At 35.7% G+C, this 15072-nt stretch carries 12 protein-coding genes, 2 tRNA genes and 4 pseudogenes; 15 read left to right on the plus strand and 3 right to left on the minus strand.

The features are described 5' to 3' along the window. The first annotated feature begins 766 nt into the window (after positions 1–766). Genes ACFILO_RS02035 through ACFILO_RS02050 form a run of 4 tightly spaced genes read left to right on the plus strand, consistent with a single transcriptional unit; the run spans position 767 to position 5152 of the window. Positions 767–1945, plus strand: a complete 1179-nt coding sequence (locus ACFILO_RS02035; RefSeq protein ID WP_375677755.1) for a radical SAM protein — start codon at positions 767–769, stop codon at positions 1943–1945. Further along, the gene (locus ACFILO_RS02040) at positions 1938–3722 is read left to right on the plus strand and encodes an MFS transporter (RefSeq protein ID WP_375677756.1); all 1785 of its coding nucleotides are present in this window, start codon (positions 1938–1940) and stop codon (positions 3720–3722) included. Before ACFILO_RS02035 ends, ACFILO_RS02040 begins: the two co-directional genes overlap by 8 nt. After that, positions 3712–4284, plus strand: coding sequence for a hypothetical protein (locus ACFILO_RS02045; RefSeq protein WP_375677757.1), 573 nt, complete (start codon positions 3712–3714; stop codon positions 4282–4284). Before ACFILO_RS02040 ends, ACFILO_RS02045 begins: the two co-directional genes overlap by 11 nt. After that, positions 4253–5152: a hypothetical protein gene (locus ACFILO_RS02050; protein ID WP_375677758.1), complete on the plus strand. Its 900-nt coding sequence runs from the start codon at positions 4253–4255 to the stop codon at positions 5150–5152. The genes ACFILO_RS02045 and ACFILO_RS02050 overlap by 32 nt, the downstream gene beginning before the upstream one ends. A gap of 1041 nt (positions 5153–6193) precedes the next feature. Here ACFILO_RS02050 and ACFILO_RS02055 read toward each other — a convergent pair. Next, positions 6194–6970 (minus strand): annotated as a pseudogene (locus ACFILO_RS02055) (DUF3987 domain-containing protein); the annotation flags it as partial. An 11-nt stretch (positions 6971–6981) separates the two neighbouring features. On the opposite strand from ACFILO_RS02055, the gene ACFILO_RS02060 reads away from it, so the two are divergent. The 3 genes and pseudogenes from ACFILO_RS02060 to ACFILO_RS02070 all read left to right on the plus strand — a co-directional run. After that, positions 6982–7236: a hypothetical protein gene (locus tag ACFILO_RS02060; protein WP_375668365.1), complete on the plus strand. Its 255-nt coding sequence runs from the start codon at positions 6982–6984 to the stop codon at positions 7234–7236. Positions 7237–7368: 132 nt separating this feature from the next. Continuing rightward, on the plus strand, positions 7369–7698 hold the full coding sequence (locus tag ACFILO_RS02065) for a hypothetical protein (RefSeq protein WP_375677759.1): 330 nt from the start codon (positions 7369–7371) through the stop codon (positions 7696–7698). 63 nt (positions 7699–7761) lie between these two features. Further along, positions 7762–7914 (plus strand): annotated as a pseudogene (locus ACFILO_RS02070) (lysozyme); the annotation flags it as partial. On the opposite strand, the gene ACFILO_RS02075 reads toward ACFILO_RS02070, so the two are convergent. Next, positions 7884–8702, minus strand: coding sequence for an ATP-binding protein (locus tag ACFILO_RS02075; protein WP_375677760.1), 819 nt, complete (start codon positions 8700–8702; stop codon positions 7884–7886). The pseudogene ACFILO_RS02070 and the gene ACFILO_RS02075 sit on opposite strands and share 31 nt — an antisense overlap. 216 nt (positions 8703–8918) lie before the next feature. Here ACFILO_RS02075 and ACFILO_RS02080 point away from each other — a divergent pair. Continuing rightward, positions 8919–9321, plus strand: a pseudogene (locus ACFILO_RS02080) (helix-turn-helix domain-containing protein). A gap of 99 nt (positions 9322–9420) precedes the next feature. On the opposite strand, the gene ACFILO_RS02085 reads toward ACFILO_RS02080, so the two are convergent. Then, positions 9421–9496, minus strand: a tRNA-Val gene (locus tag ACFILO_RS02085). Between the two features lie 173 nt (positions 9497–9669). Between ACFILO_RS02085 and ACFILO_RS02090 the strand changes: the two genes are divergently transcribed. The 7 genes and pseudogenes from ACFILO_RS02090 to nuoF all read left to right on the plus strand — a co-directional run bounded on the left by ACFILO_RS02090 (position 9670) and on the right by nuoF (position 15043). Continuing rightward, positions 9670–9746: transfer RNA gene (locus tag ACFILO_RS02090), tRNA-Asp, on the plus strand. A gap of 297 nt (positions 9747–10043) precedes the next feature. Continuing rightward, the gene (locus tag ACFILO_RS02095; RefSeq protein ID WP_005773599.1) at positions 10044–10409 is read left to right on the plus strand and encodes an NADH-quinone oxidoreductase subunit A; all 366 of its coding nucleotides are present in this window, start codon (positions 10044–10046) and stop codon (positions 10407–10409) included. Beyond that, positions 10400–10981 carry a NuoB/complex I 20 kDa subunit family protein gene (locus ACFILO_RS02100; RefSeq protein ID WP_375606831.1) on the plus strand — a complete coding sequence of 194 codons (582 nt, stop codon included), beginning with the start codon at positions 10400–10402 and terminating at the stop codon, positions 10979–10981. The genes ACFILO_RS02095 and ACFILO_RS02100 overlap by 10 nt, the downstream gene beginning before the upstream one ends. 14 nt (positions 10982–10995) lie before the next feature. After that, positions 10996–11607, plus strand: coding sequence for an NADH-quinone oxidoreductase subunit C (locus ACFILO_RS02105; protein WP_375613458.1), 612 nt, complete (start codon positions 10996–10998; stop codon positions 11605–11607). Between the two features lie 121 nt (positions 11608–11728). Next, entirely contained in the window at positions 11729–12919 is a 1191-nt protein-coding gene (locus tag ACFILO_RS02110; protein WP_375613457.1) for an NADH-quinone oxidoreductase subunit D, read from the plus strand. After that, positions 12919–13609 (plus strand): annotated as a pseudogene (nuoE, locus tag ACFILO_RS02115) (NADH-quinone oxidoreductase subunit NuoE). Before ACFILO_RS02110 ends, nuoE begins: the two are co-directional and overlap by 1 nt. 129 nt (positions 13610–13738) lie before the next feature. Then, complete coding sequence (nuoF, locus tag ACFILO_RS02120) at positions 13739–15043, plus strand: NADH-quinone oxidoreductase subunit NuoF (protein ID WP_375632252.1); 1305 nt, start codon at positions 13739–13741, stop codon at positions 15041–15043. The last annotated feature ends 29 nt before the right edge of the window (positions 15044–15072 follow it).

A 15072-nucleotide genomic window follows, 5' to 3' on the forward strand; every position in this document is an offset into this window, starting at 1 on the left:
GCGTTATTCGAGGGTCTAATTCAATATGAATAACGCTAGATTATCATTATAAATCAATATGATTGTATCTTTAATAAGAAATAAAAGTTTGTATTTTGGCGTCGAGTAGAACCTCTTTTAAAGGTAATTTCACCGCAAGTAGTAGTTCACAAAATTACAATTAAAACAGAAAAATAATTGAAAAATTTTTCTTCTGAGAAGCTGATTTACGCAACAACTATTCTTTATTTCAGCCCCAAAAAAACTTTTTAAAATTACTTGATAAAGCAGAGCATTGCATATTTCTTATTGCGATTGAAGTGAAATAGCCATTGAAATCAGGAATAACACTTTTTGAATGAACTTAATAATTAAAATGGAAATTAGCTGAGCACAAGAGTTTTTCGATTTATACCGGTATAGGCTAATTTGTTTTCCAAACTGAATATTGCGTAATACAGTTAAATTGACTTTACAATTATAAAGTTGTAGAATTTTAGACTTTTTATAAAATACTAATTGTCTTGAATATAAATAAAGTACATAATAACAATATGAGGGGGATATTATGTCATATAAAAAAACCGCAGGTGATTGGCACTGTGAATAGTGCAACTTTAACTTGTTATAAACCATTGGTGTGAGATAGAAAAAAATAAAAAAGCAGGATAAGGGCGGTGCAGCGCCCTTATCCATTGTATTATTGAGAAACAATTTAGGAGGGGAAATGTTTCGTATTAATCTCGACGAGAATAGCATAACTAGATTAAATGATTTTTAGACTATTGTGCTTAATGATTCAGCTATAATTTTAATTGATTCAGCTTTTTTACAGAATCAGAAAATTGAAACTGTTGCGGCAAAGCTTAATGTAGAGACAGAGATTTTAGCATCAGATTTTTCAATCTTGTTAAGAGAACTAGAAAAGAATGGTTTTCTTTTAAAAAAGGAAAACTTGATTAGTGCGTCAGATTCGATTTTTGATCTTAAAAAATTATGGGCACCTGTAACACCTATTATACATATTATCCAGAATTGCAATAGCCCTTGTATCATGTGCGATTGCTGGAAGATTAAGGAAAAAAATTGGCATACTCCAGAAAGTTTAATACCCTTATTTAGAATGTTGAAAGAAAAAGGAGCTGCCTCAGTGATGCTTTCTGGGGGAGAACCTTTAGTGCATCCGAGGCTTAAAGATATTTTATTAACGTTGAATGAACTAGGTCTGCCTGTTGAATTAAATACCAATGGCATCTTATTGCATAAAAATTTATGGATTTCACAGTATGACATAAAAGAAATTGTTGTTTCTATGGATTCGACTAGTGTCCAAGGATATTATGATATACGGGGGGCGAATAAATTTGATCGCGTGTGGAAAAACATTGAAACAGTTAAGAATCTTCAACCTCTGCAAAGTATAGGAATAAGAGCGACAGTTACTAAAGAGATTCTAGAAAATATTATTAATTTTATCGATTTTTGTATAAGCAAAGATGTCGATTATATCGGATTCAACCCGCTCGATACGTCGTCATTTTGTTTTTCTAGAAACAATAATACAAAGGATCGATCTAAGGCTTTAAGCAACAAAATTCTTCCGCCAAACGCCTCACTTTTTCATTTGAGAGATGAATTATCAAGGAAAGAATCCCCCCTCCAGATTTATATAGATAAAAAGTTCCAAGAAAGGAAAATCTCATGGACGTCACAAAATTTTGTAAATTGTATTAATTATTACTTAGGAGAAAATTCTGCGTACGTTTCGTCGCCGTTAATGTGTTTATTTCCATTTTCATCCTTGGTATTGGACTATAATGGAGATTTAAAAAATTGCTTTTATTCAGAAGCTTTTGGGAATCTACAAAATTATGAGGCAATAGATTGGTCTGCTCAAAGCGTTTTAAAATCTTTGAAAGAATCTGGCGCATGTAGCGGATGTCGTGGGAAGGTGTTTTGTGGATAAGGTTAAGCAATTTAAGATTTATAGTGTTAGCAAGTCTACTGCTCTAGTGGTTGCTGTTTTACCACTTTTTTTGTCGGAAAAATTGCATTTGTCGCAAGCGGATATTGTTTTAATCGGTAGTTATTTTTTATTGCTTCCTTTGATCTTAGAAGTCCCCTTGGGTTTATTATCAGATGTTTATGGAAGTAAGCGCGTTATTTATACTGGGCTGTTTTTCTTTCTTTGCGGTTTTTTAGCTCTTTTTATGAATTATGCATATTTTGCTTACGCCACTTATTTGTTGTGTATCACATTAGCGTCCGCTTGTTTCTCAGGTGCGGAAGATAGTTTACTCTTTTCTGTAGTACCAAAGCATCGCACACTGTTTTCCGTTAAGTCCGAAGTGGCTGCTGTTACCTATAGTGTGACAACGGTACTTATTTTTTTAGGGGGAATACTTTATTATGTGCATCCTGCATTGCCTGTAATTTTTCAAATCCTTTCATTAATTTTTGCTATTTTTATGTTTTCAAAACTGACGAAGGGATTAGATAGTTTTCATATCAACGCTCATCCGAGTATTTTCACAGTTATGTGCGCCAGCCGTAAAGAAGTCAAAAACCCTTATCGCTTCACTCTTATTTTTTTAAGTGCAGTTTCAGCTTTTGCTATTTTGGTTAATAATCGAACTGTTTCTATCGCATTTTCTGATTTTTTGCCATTTCAACCTGCTATTTTGGTTTCGATTATTTTTATCATTGGGAATTTTTTTTCAGCAAGTTCCAATATATTGTTTCAGAAGTATTTTTCAAAGTTTCAAAATCCTATTTTTCCCGTCTTAATGATTGGTTGTATGGTAACCATTGCTTTTTTTCTCATGTCATTTCAAATCATTGCGGCTCTTATATTAGGATTTTTACTGCTATGTGTTTTTAAATCTGCTTATCGATCTTATCTGTCGTCTCTTCTTATAAATTCACTGATTGATCCCAAAGCTATCGCGACTGTTTTATCATTTACAGCCATTATTACAGCTGTTGTATCCTTTGCATTCAGTTTTTTATACGGTCATGTTTTTTCAACATTCTGGCAAGCTAATTTGTGGTTGGCAGTGATTATGGCTGTGATTTTTGGGGTGTCTGCTTTAATTATTTTTGTCAGAAAACAAGAAATCATTTGGTTACAGCCTGAAAATGCACAATCGTCAAAACAACATTTCTTGAAACGCAAGCATCAAGAGTTTTGCTATGGGCAAATTTATCCGGAAGCATCGTGCATTAATGAAAACATCAAGGATGGCTCTTTTCGACAAAGTCTCTATCCTGCACCAAATTTGATAACACTTTGCGATGAAATAGTCGAATGGGAGTTTATCCGGGGTACTGTATTGAGCCAAATGGATTTGCTACATCAAAAGGCGATTATTGATCAAATCAATAAGATCTTTCAAGATCGATTAAGCAAGAATATAATCTTATCACATGGAGATTTACATCCTGATAATATCATTGTTACTTCTGATAGTTCTTTTATGGTAGTGGATTGGGATTTATGTCAAGAAGCCAGTCCGGAATTGGATATCTTAACATTTTTCACCAGTCCAAGATTATCTCTCAATTTAGAAGAACGGATAGACTATATTTCTCATTTGCTGTCTATATCAAAGGATGAAGCTTTACCAATGATAAAAGCGTTTGTGGCTAAAAAAATTTCTGATCTTTCTCTATACCAAAATATTTTCATGAAACAATTAGTATTGGATTATATGAACTTGAATAAGAAATTTCATGGGCGATAATATTGTAATTTGTAATGAAAATTGCAGTGCGGGCTGCAATCATTGTCCGTATTCGATGGAATATATGGTGAGAGATGACGCGTTGCCTGAATCTTTATATACAATAAATGACATAAAATCTGATTTTATTATTCTTTCTGGTGGAGAGCCTTTTGAGCTCGATTATGATTTACTTCATAAATATACTTGTATGTGTCTCATTTGCAAAAAATATTTTCGGATTGCAACAGGGGGGCACATCTATATTCAACCATATTTGAAGCTATTAAAGAGTAATCCGTTCTTTTTAGGGATACAAATAGGCACAGATGTTATTTCAGAGATAAGAAATCTAGACAGTAAAAAATATAAACAAACGTGGGTGCGTAACATAGAATGTATGAAAAAAGATAGCGTACCATATAGTGTGACGATTACTTTATCGGAGAGATTCGATTTGGCAGAAGTGTTAGCTCTAATACGTATCGCTACTCCCGAGTTCATTTCAGTTAAATATGATACGGGATTTTTTTCTGGCTGTGAAATAAAATATGGATATACGCATCAGAGTTTACACCAATAAATATAAACTATCGGATTCTTTTCACAGTTCTTCTGGTGTGTTAGTTGAAAAAACAGAACTGATAATTTTATTTACTGCTCAGGATAAAGTTATTTCGCCCTTTGCTATGGAGTTGCCATTGTCACCTAGTCACGGAGAAATGCCGGACGATTTTATAAAATCTGTAAATGAAAGATCAATAAATCAAAGTAAACACTTTTCAAATTCTTTAAGCTATTTCTTTGGGTTGGAAGTTTTTTTTAAAAAAGTTGAAATGGCTAAAATTATTAATTCTGGATTAATAAAATCTATTAAAACGATAGGAATAGGTGCAATTATTGATGATGAGATACGTAATTACGATTTGATAAAATTGAAATCATCGAATCAGTATTTGGATGATACAATTGCAATTGTTAATGAAAACAAAAATGTAAAATTTATTATTGATTTCAATGCAAGTATTAATTTTGAGCAGTGGAATTATTTTATTGATAGGATAGATAAGAATAATTTGTTTGGAATAGAACAGCCTGTGAAATTTCCTTCAAAAATTCCAGATTTGGGTTTCTTAAATATCGCTGATGAGACATTCGTGAAATGTGGTTATGAAAAAATTCACGAATATGGCTATAATGCTTTTGTCTATAAGCCATTTGCAAGTAATATTAAAGAATTATATAAGTGTTTTGAGAATAAAAATAACTACGTTGGTATGGTTGGAAGTAATGTTTCAGGCCCTTTAGATTGTAGTTTTTGTAACATCATAAATCATTATATGCCTACCAAATTAGCAGGAAATCGTGCAAGTAATTTTGAAGCGCATCCGTTAAATAATAAAACTGAGGATTTAATGAGAATTCGAGAAAAAAAGATATCTCATCTCTGATGAATTGTTTATTTATCTTGATAAATTTTGCCAAAAGGTATCGGATTTGTATTTTGATATGAATAAATTAAAAGAAATTGCTACAAATATATAGTATTTCCCACTCTGAAGCAGCTATGTTTCGTGAATAGATATAGGACATACCGATGGAAGAACGATATGGTGCTTGTCTCATGTATCGGGATCTTATATACTAAAAGTGTCAAAGATGGTGGCAAAATTGGCTTTGATTTTTTTGATATTAGCAGTAATTTAAGCAGCAACTTGCCTTTTTTATTCAAGATTTTTGATGAGAAAGGATTATAGGTATTTCAGTTTGATGTAACTCAAAATAAGCGAACGGTATTTTTAAGCTTGATGTTTATTATAAAGCTGAGCTCAACCCCAATCAAAACAGTATGGCAGGTGGACTTATTATCTTACTTAAAAGGGGCTAGCTAAGAAGCATACGCTTGTTATTATATCGAATGTTCTCAATTTGCATTCGATTAAACTTACAAATCAAGATGGCTTTTATTCTAATATCATCAATACTGGGCTTTATAGATTAAACATTCAAGTCCAATAGTTCGCAGAACAAATGAGCCATGCATCCAAAATGCCAATTACGAGTAATATAAATCCAGATGATATTGTAGCTGATATTCACGTAATACCATCAATACTCCCAAATAACTCCTATTATCGTAAGTTTTTCTTTTCTCTTGAGATCATCACCAACGTCATAAAAATATATTTTACCATGCTGTTGCACGTTTGGATTTTTTACAAAAATAGAAATTTCCATAGAGTAGCTCAAGATCCTAAACAAAAATATTAAAATATAATGTTTTTTATTTTTTATTATTTAAAAAATAACATAAACATTGGAATAACTCTCCAAAAGCAACAAAACTCTTTGTAAGAAGAACTCTGATCATTTTCTTTGAAAAAAGAGCAATGAAGAGAATATCACTAAAAAGAGCTTTGAGCGATTGGCTTGAAAAACTCTCAAAAGAGATTTCTCTATTGTGTGGTCCTATGATTTTTCACCAAGGTGGGCTATTCATAGCGTTTTGTAGGCCGACCGCCTTTTGGGTTTTGTCTTCATAAATTTCACGAAGATAGTCGTAACAGCATAAAAGCTCTAAAGTTTGTTGAATAATTCCTTTATCCTTTAAAAGCTTCCAATCACGCTTATAAACATCTCGTGCAGGTAAAACCATCTGGTAAATGATCACAAGGCTCTACAATGAGTTTTGCATGACTTAACAAATAGGGTGATCAACACAATGTCATAGTGAGTGAAGGCAGGCCTATTTCAAAACGCCCCCCCTCACTCAATTCAAAAATCAAAGCAAGGGTTGGTATGGTTTTATTCATTTTTAAAAGATGCGCTTGTAAACTTGATGAGAAATGACCTCCTTTGATTGTTCTTTGAAAATTTTCCCACCATACACGAAACATTTCTTGAGCTTCAGCAGAAAAGCGTATGGTAATAGGGTGTTTTGGTGATCCTAAAGGTTTATCATAAAGAGAACGAAAGACTTCTTGATAGCTTTCCCATGCCTCTTGTTTAGGAGGTCTATCAACCCATAACCGCTCTTGTCGTTCATCGGGCCACACCAGCATTTGAAATCGTTGCAATAAGCCGTCATTATTTGTTCCATGGTGCATTGCTTGAATAATGGCAATAATCCGTGAAGGTTGAATGCCCCTAATCATAGATAAAGTGACATAAGGGATAAAAATGGTTCCACGTCCTATACGGTCATAAGTAAATTGATCATCTTCATTAAAAGCTTCCAAATAAAAAGCACAGTCTGATTGATACTCCTTTTAAGAAGGCTTTGCTCAATAATACAGAATTTACCTCTGCGATGTATGGAAGCAATGAAGGTGGTGGGATTCAAGGCAAAAAAGCACCTTCACCAAAACATTCTGGAGGTCATAAGAATACGGCAAATATACGGATGATTTCGCATATCGGTTGTGAAGATGGTTGCGGTTATGTTTGGCAATTTGTGAGAGATGTTTGTTTCATGCAAACGGTAACTGGAACCTCACCAAATGTACAGTTTAAAAAAGATATGTATGCATTGTGAGCTGGTGGAGACTGGTCTGATACTACGAATATCAATCCACATCTGCGTGCAGTCATTATACGGAATGCCATTTATGAATCGGCTGGCGCCCGTGGCTGTAGTTATCCACGGCATTTTGTTTAGGAGGGGTAGATGATAGATTATCCAGAGCATTTAAATAGCAAGCAAGATTATCTGAACATGCTTTCCTTTGATAAGGCTGAAACCGTAAGGAGGCTAGGGAATCTTTTAGCAACACGTTTTTATTGGGTCTTTGTTAAAGAGCTTGGAGAGGGAGAAGAGGAGATTGAAGATGACACGCATAAGGTTTGTCTAACAACAACCATGCCGTTTGATTTAAATGGTGATTTTGTAGAAAAGCGTTGTCAGTACGAATTACAGGAAAGCGAATATGCACCGCTCTTTCAACTTGGCTTTCGTGTTGAAGAAGTCGAGCAGCTGATCAAAGAGCATAGCCAATAGAGATCATAAGAAAACATTTTTATCCAGCCCCACTTTTGTGGGGCTTTTTTTATGGAGCGTCAGATGAGAAAGATATCGAAAGAAGGATTAGAGCTTATCAAACAATGGGAAGGTTTGCGTTTAGAGGCATATAGAGACACGGCATGTGTCTGGACGATTGGTTATGGTCACACCAGCAATGCGGGTCACCCCCTTGTCAAAAAAGGCATAACAGTACGATTATTAGCACAATAGTAAGCCTCTACTTTAGTCTTAGAATTTGTGTTATCTTCAAAATAATAAGAAAGGCTGAAGGGAATATTTGAAAGACCGATTTTGAGAGTTTTATATTCTAAGTAAGGTAAATCTTGCGTATTGATTGTTCTTTTCTCTAAGCTTTCTACATCTTCTAAATTTTTTACATCCCTTAAGTTATTTACATCTTCTAAATTTTCTACATTATGTACATAAAAGTTAATTTGGATATTTTCATCTTTCTTTAAAAAAAGTAAAGGAAGAAGATGATAGTAAATTTCATTATGAACTAAGTTTATATCTAACACATTTTGTTTATAAGGCCCTTCAAAAGATAAATGTGTATTCCACCATTTATCTTTTTCGCCATTTTCTTTTTTAAAAGAATCTTGTGTAAACTGTGGAGTGAAATTCAGTGAAATTTGAGCATGATGTTCATCTTTGCTAAAACTAATGATTTTAACTTCTTCGAATATTTTCAAGTAAGTAATACGTCCAACCCCTTTACATCCTTCTTGAATTTTATAATCACTTTTATAAGTAGAGAAAGATTTGATATTCTCTTTTGTAAATCCATCTCCATTATCGAAAACACTTATAGAAAAAATTGGTTGATTCTCCCACAAATCTGCATTGCCATAAAGTTGGAATAAAATATCAATTTTTGTTGCATGAGCTTGTATAGAGTTAACGATAGATTCCTTAAGAACTGTAACGATATTCGTTTCTGAAGAAAGATCGCGGATTATAGCATTAAGATTGACAAGCATAAGTACACCAATATATTTTATTTATATATCTCGTTGTAATATTTAAATTTTATAATGATATTAAACACACTATTCCTGATGAAAAGTTAATAATTTCTCACCATAAGAGATATTGTATATGCTTGATAACGGTTTTTGTATAGAGGTATTGGACAAGATCTCCACACACTAAAAATAAAGACTAACCAAAATTTGAAAAACTTTATTAGAATCAGAATAAAATACTTATTCTTTCTAAAGGATTTTTCAAATGTTACCCCCTTTGGTAAAACTTTACGCAAACTTCGTATTGTTCGCTCAGAACGCCTCTATAGATATGGCTAAGAAATTAGACATATCTGTATCATTTTTATCTTCTGTAGAAATTGGCAAAAAATCTGTTCCTGTAGGACTGTAGGAAAAGATAATTGAACTCTATGATTTAGATCAAGAGAAGGCTTTACTCTTAAGAAAAGAAGCTTATGTTTGACGCAAAAGTTTTACAATCAAGACTTCTGATCCGTTGAGGCATGAAGCTGTTGGTGAGTTTGTTAGAAATTTAGAGAATTTTTCACAACAAAACTTAGCAGAATTAAAAGACGTTCTTGAGAAAGTTTGCAAAAAAAGAGGCGTCCTATAGAGATAGGTTGAAAAATCCTATTCCCCTAACTTTATTAAGGCATCCCTCGCAGCAAAAAAGATATGAATTTCAAAAACTTAATAGGAATATAAAGCTATATGGTGGGCGATGAGAGACTCGAACTCCCGACATCCTCGGTGTAAACGAGGCGCTCTACCAGCTGAGCTAATCGCCCAATGCAATGATCAGCAATTGAATGGAGACTATTTAAGGAAGAATTTTTCTAAACGCAAGAATAAAGATGGGATTTGATAATTTTTTTTTAAAATGCAGAATCCTTCTTGACATAAACGCATGAACCCCTTACACGACCGCTTGTACCAAATTAAATTGGTTCGAAAAAAATGCGCGGGTGTAGCTCAGTTGGTTAGAGTGCTGGCCTGTCACGCCGGAGGTCGCGGGTTCGAGCCCCGTCACTCGCGCCATTTCGTGATTCCTTATGAAATTTCCTTTTTAAAATATCCATATGCTATGAGTAATGTGGTGGAGTGTTTGATTGGGAATAGATATGTTTTTTCTTTCTTTTTATATGGTTTATAAGAATAGGGCTTGCGTCTTTCTTTGCTCTGCGTTACCTATGCCGATAAGAAAAGTATCGCTCTGTATGCCTTAGAAGCAGTATGAATAGAGTTAATAGAGCGATTGTTAAATTTGTCTGTTTGGTCTCGCAATATTGAATCATTGTGTTAAACTCAGGCATTTCGTTACGATGGAAGAGGGTTATGGCTTATTTATTGAGCTCTTATTTGCCAGTCTTGATTTTCATTATTGTGTCAGCGGTTATTGCTGGAGTTTTGTTGATTACACCTTACATTGTAGCATATCGTTCCCCCGATCCTGAAAAATTATCGGCTTATGAATGTGGGTTTAATTCATTTAGTGATGCACGCATGAAGTTTGATATTCGTTTCTATTTGGTATCAATTTTATTTATTATTTTTGATCTTGAAGTTGCATTTCTTTTTCCTTGGGCTGTTTCATTCGAATCAATAGGTATGTTTGGCTTTTGGTCGATGATTGTGTTTTTAGCGATTTTGACTATTGGATTTATATATGAATGGAAAAAAGGAGCCCTTGAATGGAATTAAGATCTAATAATTCAACGATTGAGGCTCCAAAACCAAAAGGAATCATTGATCCAAATACTGGTGGGCTGATAGGATCTGACGATAAGTTTTTTCGTGATATCAATGCTGAATTATCAGATAAGGGTTTTTTAGTTACCTCGGCAGATGCTTTGATTACTTGGGCACGTACCGGTTCTTTAATGTGGATGAGTTTTGGTTTGGCTTGTTGTGCTATCGAAATGATGCAATGCTCAATGCCTCATTATGATAATGAGCGTTTTGGATATGCACCACGAGCTTCACCCCGCCAGTCAGATGTGATGGTGGTGGCAGGTACTCTGACAAATAAGATGGCTCCTGCTTTAAGAAAAGTGTACGATCAGATGCCAGAGCCACGTTATGTGATTTCTATGGGATCATGTGCAAACGGTGGGGGATATTATCATTATTCCTATTCAGTAGTGCGGGGATGTGATCGTATCGTGCCTGTCGATATATATGTCCCAGGGTGTCCACCTACAGCAGAGGCATTATTATACGGCATATTGTTGCTACAGAAAAAAATCCGTCGTACCGGATCCATAGAGCGATAGAGAGTTTTCTTGTCATGGTGGATGAAACATTGGTTGAGCTTGCTGCTTATTTGGAAAACAAATTAAAAAATAAGCTTGAAGAGACTGTTCTTGCTTTTGGTGAATTGACCATTGTGGCACGTCTTGATGCAATTATCGATGTCTTAATGTTTGTTCGTGATGATTCTCGCTGTCAATTTATTAATCTTACAGACATTAGTGGTGTGGATTATCCTTCTCGCGATAAGCGCTTTGATGTTTCTTACCAATTGTTATCTCCTCGTGAGAATTTACGCTTACGTGTAAAAGTTCGTACAGATGAAAATACTCCTGTTGCTTCAGCTTGTACGGTTTATCCTGGCGCAGAGTGGTATGAACGTGAAACGTATGATATGTATGGGATTTTATTTTCAGGACATCCGGATTTGAGACGGATTTTAACAGATTATGGGTTTGAAGGATATCCTTTACGCAAAGACTTTCCTGTGACAGGATTTGTTGAATGCCGTTATGATAATGAAGCAAAGAGGGTGATTTATGAGCCTGTTGTTTTGCGCCAAGAGATGCGTAATTTTGATTTTCTTTCTCCTTGGGAAGGAGGACAGTATACTTTGCCATGTGATGGGAAAGCAGATGAAAAAAAATAATATTGGTTTTGATAAGGCATTATATTAGGGTACTGTATTTCTTAAATAATTAAATATTTTTTAGCGTGATAGATTTTTTTGATATTTGATATGAAGTTTTTTAAAAAGCAAGGGGTTGATTGTGGCTGAGGTCAATGTTCGAAACTTTAATATCAATTTTGGTCCGCAGCATCCTGCCGCGCATGGGGTTTTGCGCATGGTTCTGGAGCTGGACGGTGAAGTTGTTGAGCGTGTAGATCCACATATTGGGTTGTTGCATCGCGGTACTGAAAAATTAATGGAAACAAAGACTTATCTCCAAGCTGGTCCTTATCTAGATCGTTTGGATTATGTTGCTCCTATGAATCAGGAACATGCTTTTGTTCTTGCTATTGAAAAGTTATTAGATATAAAAGTTCCTAAAAGAGGGCAATTAATACGTGTTTTGTTTTCTGAAATTGGGCGTATTCTTAATCATTTGCTTAATGTAACGACACAGGCAATGGATGTTGGTGCTTTAACACCACCGCTTTGGGGATTTGAGCAACGTGAAAGATTGATGATTTTTTATGAGCGTGCCTGTGGTGCTCGTCTTCATGCAAATTATTTTCGTCCTGGTGGCGTGCATCAAGATTTACCAGAATCTTTAGTTGAGGATATTGGTGATTTTATTGATCCATTTCTTGTTTCTCTCGGAAAACTTGACGCGCTTGTGACCCCAAATCGGATTTTTAAGCAGCGTAATGTGGATATTGGCGTTGTAAGTATTGATGAAGCTTGGGCACGCGGTTTTTCTGGGGTTATGATTCGTGGAGCTGGTGTTCCATGGGATTTGCGTAAAAGTCAGCCTTATGAATGTTACGATGAAATGGAATTCGATATTCCTATAGGTAAAAATAGCGATTGTTATGATCGCTATCTTATTCGTATGGAAGAAATGCGTCAATCAGCGAAAATTATGCGCCAATGTGTGGAACGTTTACTGAGTACTGAAAAAAATGGACCAGTTTCGAGCTTGGATCGCAAAATTGTACCACCGACGCGGAGTGAAATGAAAAGCTCGATGGAAGCACTGATTCATCACTTTAAACTCTATACGGAAGGTTTTCATACACCTCCTGGAGAAGTATATGTTGCTGTGGAAGCTCCGAAGGGTGAGTTTGGTGTTTATCTTGTTTCTGATGGAACCAATAAGCCTTATCGTGTCAAGTTGCGTGCTCCTGGGTTTGCTCATCTCCAAGCTATGGATTTTTTAACCAGAGGTCATATGTTAGCAGATGCTACAGCTATTTTGGGTTCGATTGATATTGTTTTTGGGGAGGTTGATCGCTAATGTCCGTACGCCGTCTTGCAGATGATGTTTATCAGCCCGCTGAGTTTTCTTTTACAAAAGAAAATCAGATATGGGTAAAAAATACCATAAAAAAATATCCTGCAGGGCGTCAGCAGTCTGCTGTAATTCCATTATTAATGCGTGCTCAAGAGCAAGATGGTTGGGTGACACGTGCTGCGATTGAGCATATTGCTCAGATTCTTTCCATGGCTTATATCCGTGTCTTAGAAGTTGCTACTTTTTATACTCAGTTTCAGCTTAAGCCTGTTGGAACAAAAGCGCATATTCAAGTTTGTGGTACAACGCCTTGTATGTTACGTGGTTCTGATGAATTGATTAAAGTTTGTCAGAAAAAAATTCATCATGAACCTTTTGCGACCAATCAGGATGGAACCTTATCATGGGAAGAGGTGGAGTGTCTTGGTGCTTGTGTGAATGCTCCGATGGTTATGATTTTTAAAGATACTTATGAAGATCTTACAGCTGAACGCCTTGAAGAAATTATTGATGCATTTGAAGCAGGTAAGGGTTCTGAGATAGCGGTTGGTCCGCAAAATAGTCGTAAATCGTCGGAACCGATTAGTGGTTTAACTTCTCTTATTGATGATGAGAAAGAAAAAAAGATCTCTCAAGTCTTCACCAAAAAAGGATAAGGAAAGAATTGGGAACATAATTAAGTATTTTTCTTGAGAAAATATTTTATTATTCTACCCATGACGGCAACATTTAACGAAAAGTAAGAAGTCTTGAAAAGATATTTAAAAACTGCATTTGAGGAAAAGCGGAAAATGCTATGGGTAATAGAAAAAAAGGTGGGGTATGCTAACTGATAAAGATCGTATCTTCACCAATATTTATGGTTTAAAAGACAAATCATTAAAGGCTGCGATGTTGCGTGGGCATTGGAATGGTCTGAAAGAAATGATTGACAAAGGTCGTGATTGGATCATTGATGAAGTGAAGGCATCGGGTTTACGCGGTCGTGGTGGTGCTGGTTTTCCTACTGGAATGAAGTGGTCCTTTATGCCAAAGCAGAATGATGGGCGTCCTCATTATTTGGTTGTCAATGCCGATGAATCTGAACCTGGAACTTGTAAAGACCGTGATATTTTACGTCATGACCCCCACACTTTGATTGAAGGATGTGCAATCGCTACTTTTGCTATGGGAGCCAATGTTGCTTTTATTTATATTCGTGGTGAATATATTCGTGAACGTGAAGCGCTTCAAGCTGCCGTTGATGAATGCTATGATGCGGGTTTACTTGGCAAAAAAACGAAATATGGGCATGCTTGTGATATTGTTATTCATCATGGAGCGGGTGCTTATATTTGTGGTGAAGAAACAGCTCTTCTTGAAAGTCTTGAGGGAAAAAAGGGACAACCTCGGCTTAAACCACCATTTCCTGCCAATATGGGGATTTATGGCTGTCCAACAACAGTAAATAATGTAGAGTCTATCGCCGTTGTTCCAACGATTTTGCGGCGGGGTGCTTCGTGGTTTTCATCAATCGGACGAGCAAATAATGTTGGAACGAAATTATTTATGGTTTCAGGGCATGTTAATGCACCTTGTACATTTGAAGACGCTCTTGGTGTTTCATTCCGTGAATTAATTGAAAAACATACGGGTGGTGTTCGTGGTGGATGGAATAATCTTTTAGCAGTTATTCCAGGGGGGGCTTCTTGTCCAGTCGTTCGTGGTGAGGATATGATCGATGCGATCATGGATTTTGATGGGATGCGAGATGTCGGGTCTTCTTTTGGCACAGGGGGAATGATTGTTATGGATAAATCAACCGATATTATCAAGGCAATTTGGCGTATAGCTGCTTTTTTCAAGCACGAGAGTTGTGGTCAGTGTACACCGTGTCGTGAGGGGACGGGATGGATGATGCGTCTTTTAGGGCGTATGGTTGAGGGAAGAGCGCAAAAACGCGAGATTGATCTTTTGTTTGAAGTGTCTAAACAGGTTGAAGGACACACTATTTGTGCGCTTGGTGATGCTGCCGCATGGCCTGTACAGGGGTTGATACGTAATTTTCGTCCGGAAATCGAGCGTAGAATTGATGAATACACGCGAAATGTAGTCCAAAGCAAAAATATTGCTTTAGAAGCGGTTTAATAAAGGATTTTGTTTTAAGAGCAACCGAA

The organism is Bartonella sp. AP72JLCBS (genome assembly GCF_042195705.1).
In the GTDB taxonomy this organism is placed as follows: Bacteria; Pseudomonadota; Alphaproteobacteria; order Rhizobiales; family Rhizobiaceae; genus Bartonella.

Coding starts and splice junctions, on each gene's coding strand:
- ACFILO_RS02100 (WP_375606831.1), top strand. CDS start 10,400: ATGGAATTAAGATCTAATAATTCAACGATTGAGGCTCCAAAACCAAAA.
- ACFILO_RS02105 (WP_375613458.1), top strand. CDS start 10,996: ATGGTGGATGAAACATTGGTTGAGCTTGCTGCTTATTTGGAAAACAAA.
- ACFILO_RS02075 (WP_375677760.1), bottom strand. CDS start 8,702: ATGCTTGTCAATCTTAATGCTATAATCCGCGATCTTTCTTCAGAAACG.
- ACFILO_RS02065 (WP_375677759.1), top strand. CDS start 7,369: ATGATAGATTATCCAGAGCATTTAAATAGCAAGCAAGATTATCTGAAC.
- nuoF (WP_375632252.1), top strand. CDS start 13,739: ATGCTAACTGATAAAGATCGTATCTTCACCAATATTTATGGTTTAAAA.
- ACFILO_RS02045 (WP_375677757.1), top strand. CDS start 3,712: ATGGGCGATAATATTGTAATTTGTAATGAAAATTGCAGTGCGGGCTGC.
- ACFILO_RS02050 (WP_375677758.1), top strand. CDS start 4,253: ATGGATATACGCATCAGAGTTTACACCAATAAATATAAACTATCGGAT.
- ACFILO_RS02095 (WP_005773599.1), top strand. CDS start 10,044: ATGGCTTATTTATTGAGCTCTTATTTGCCAGTCTTGATTTTCATTATT.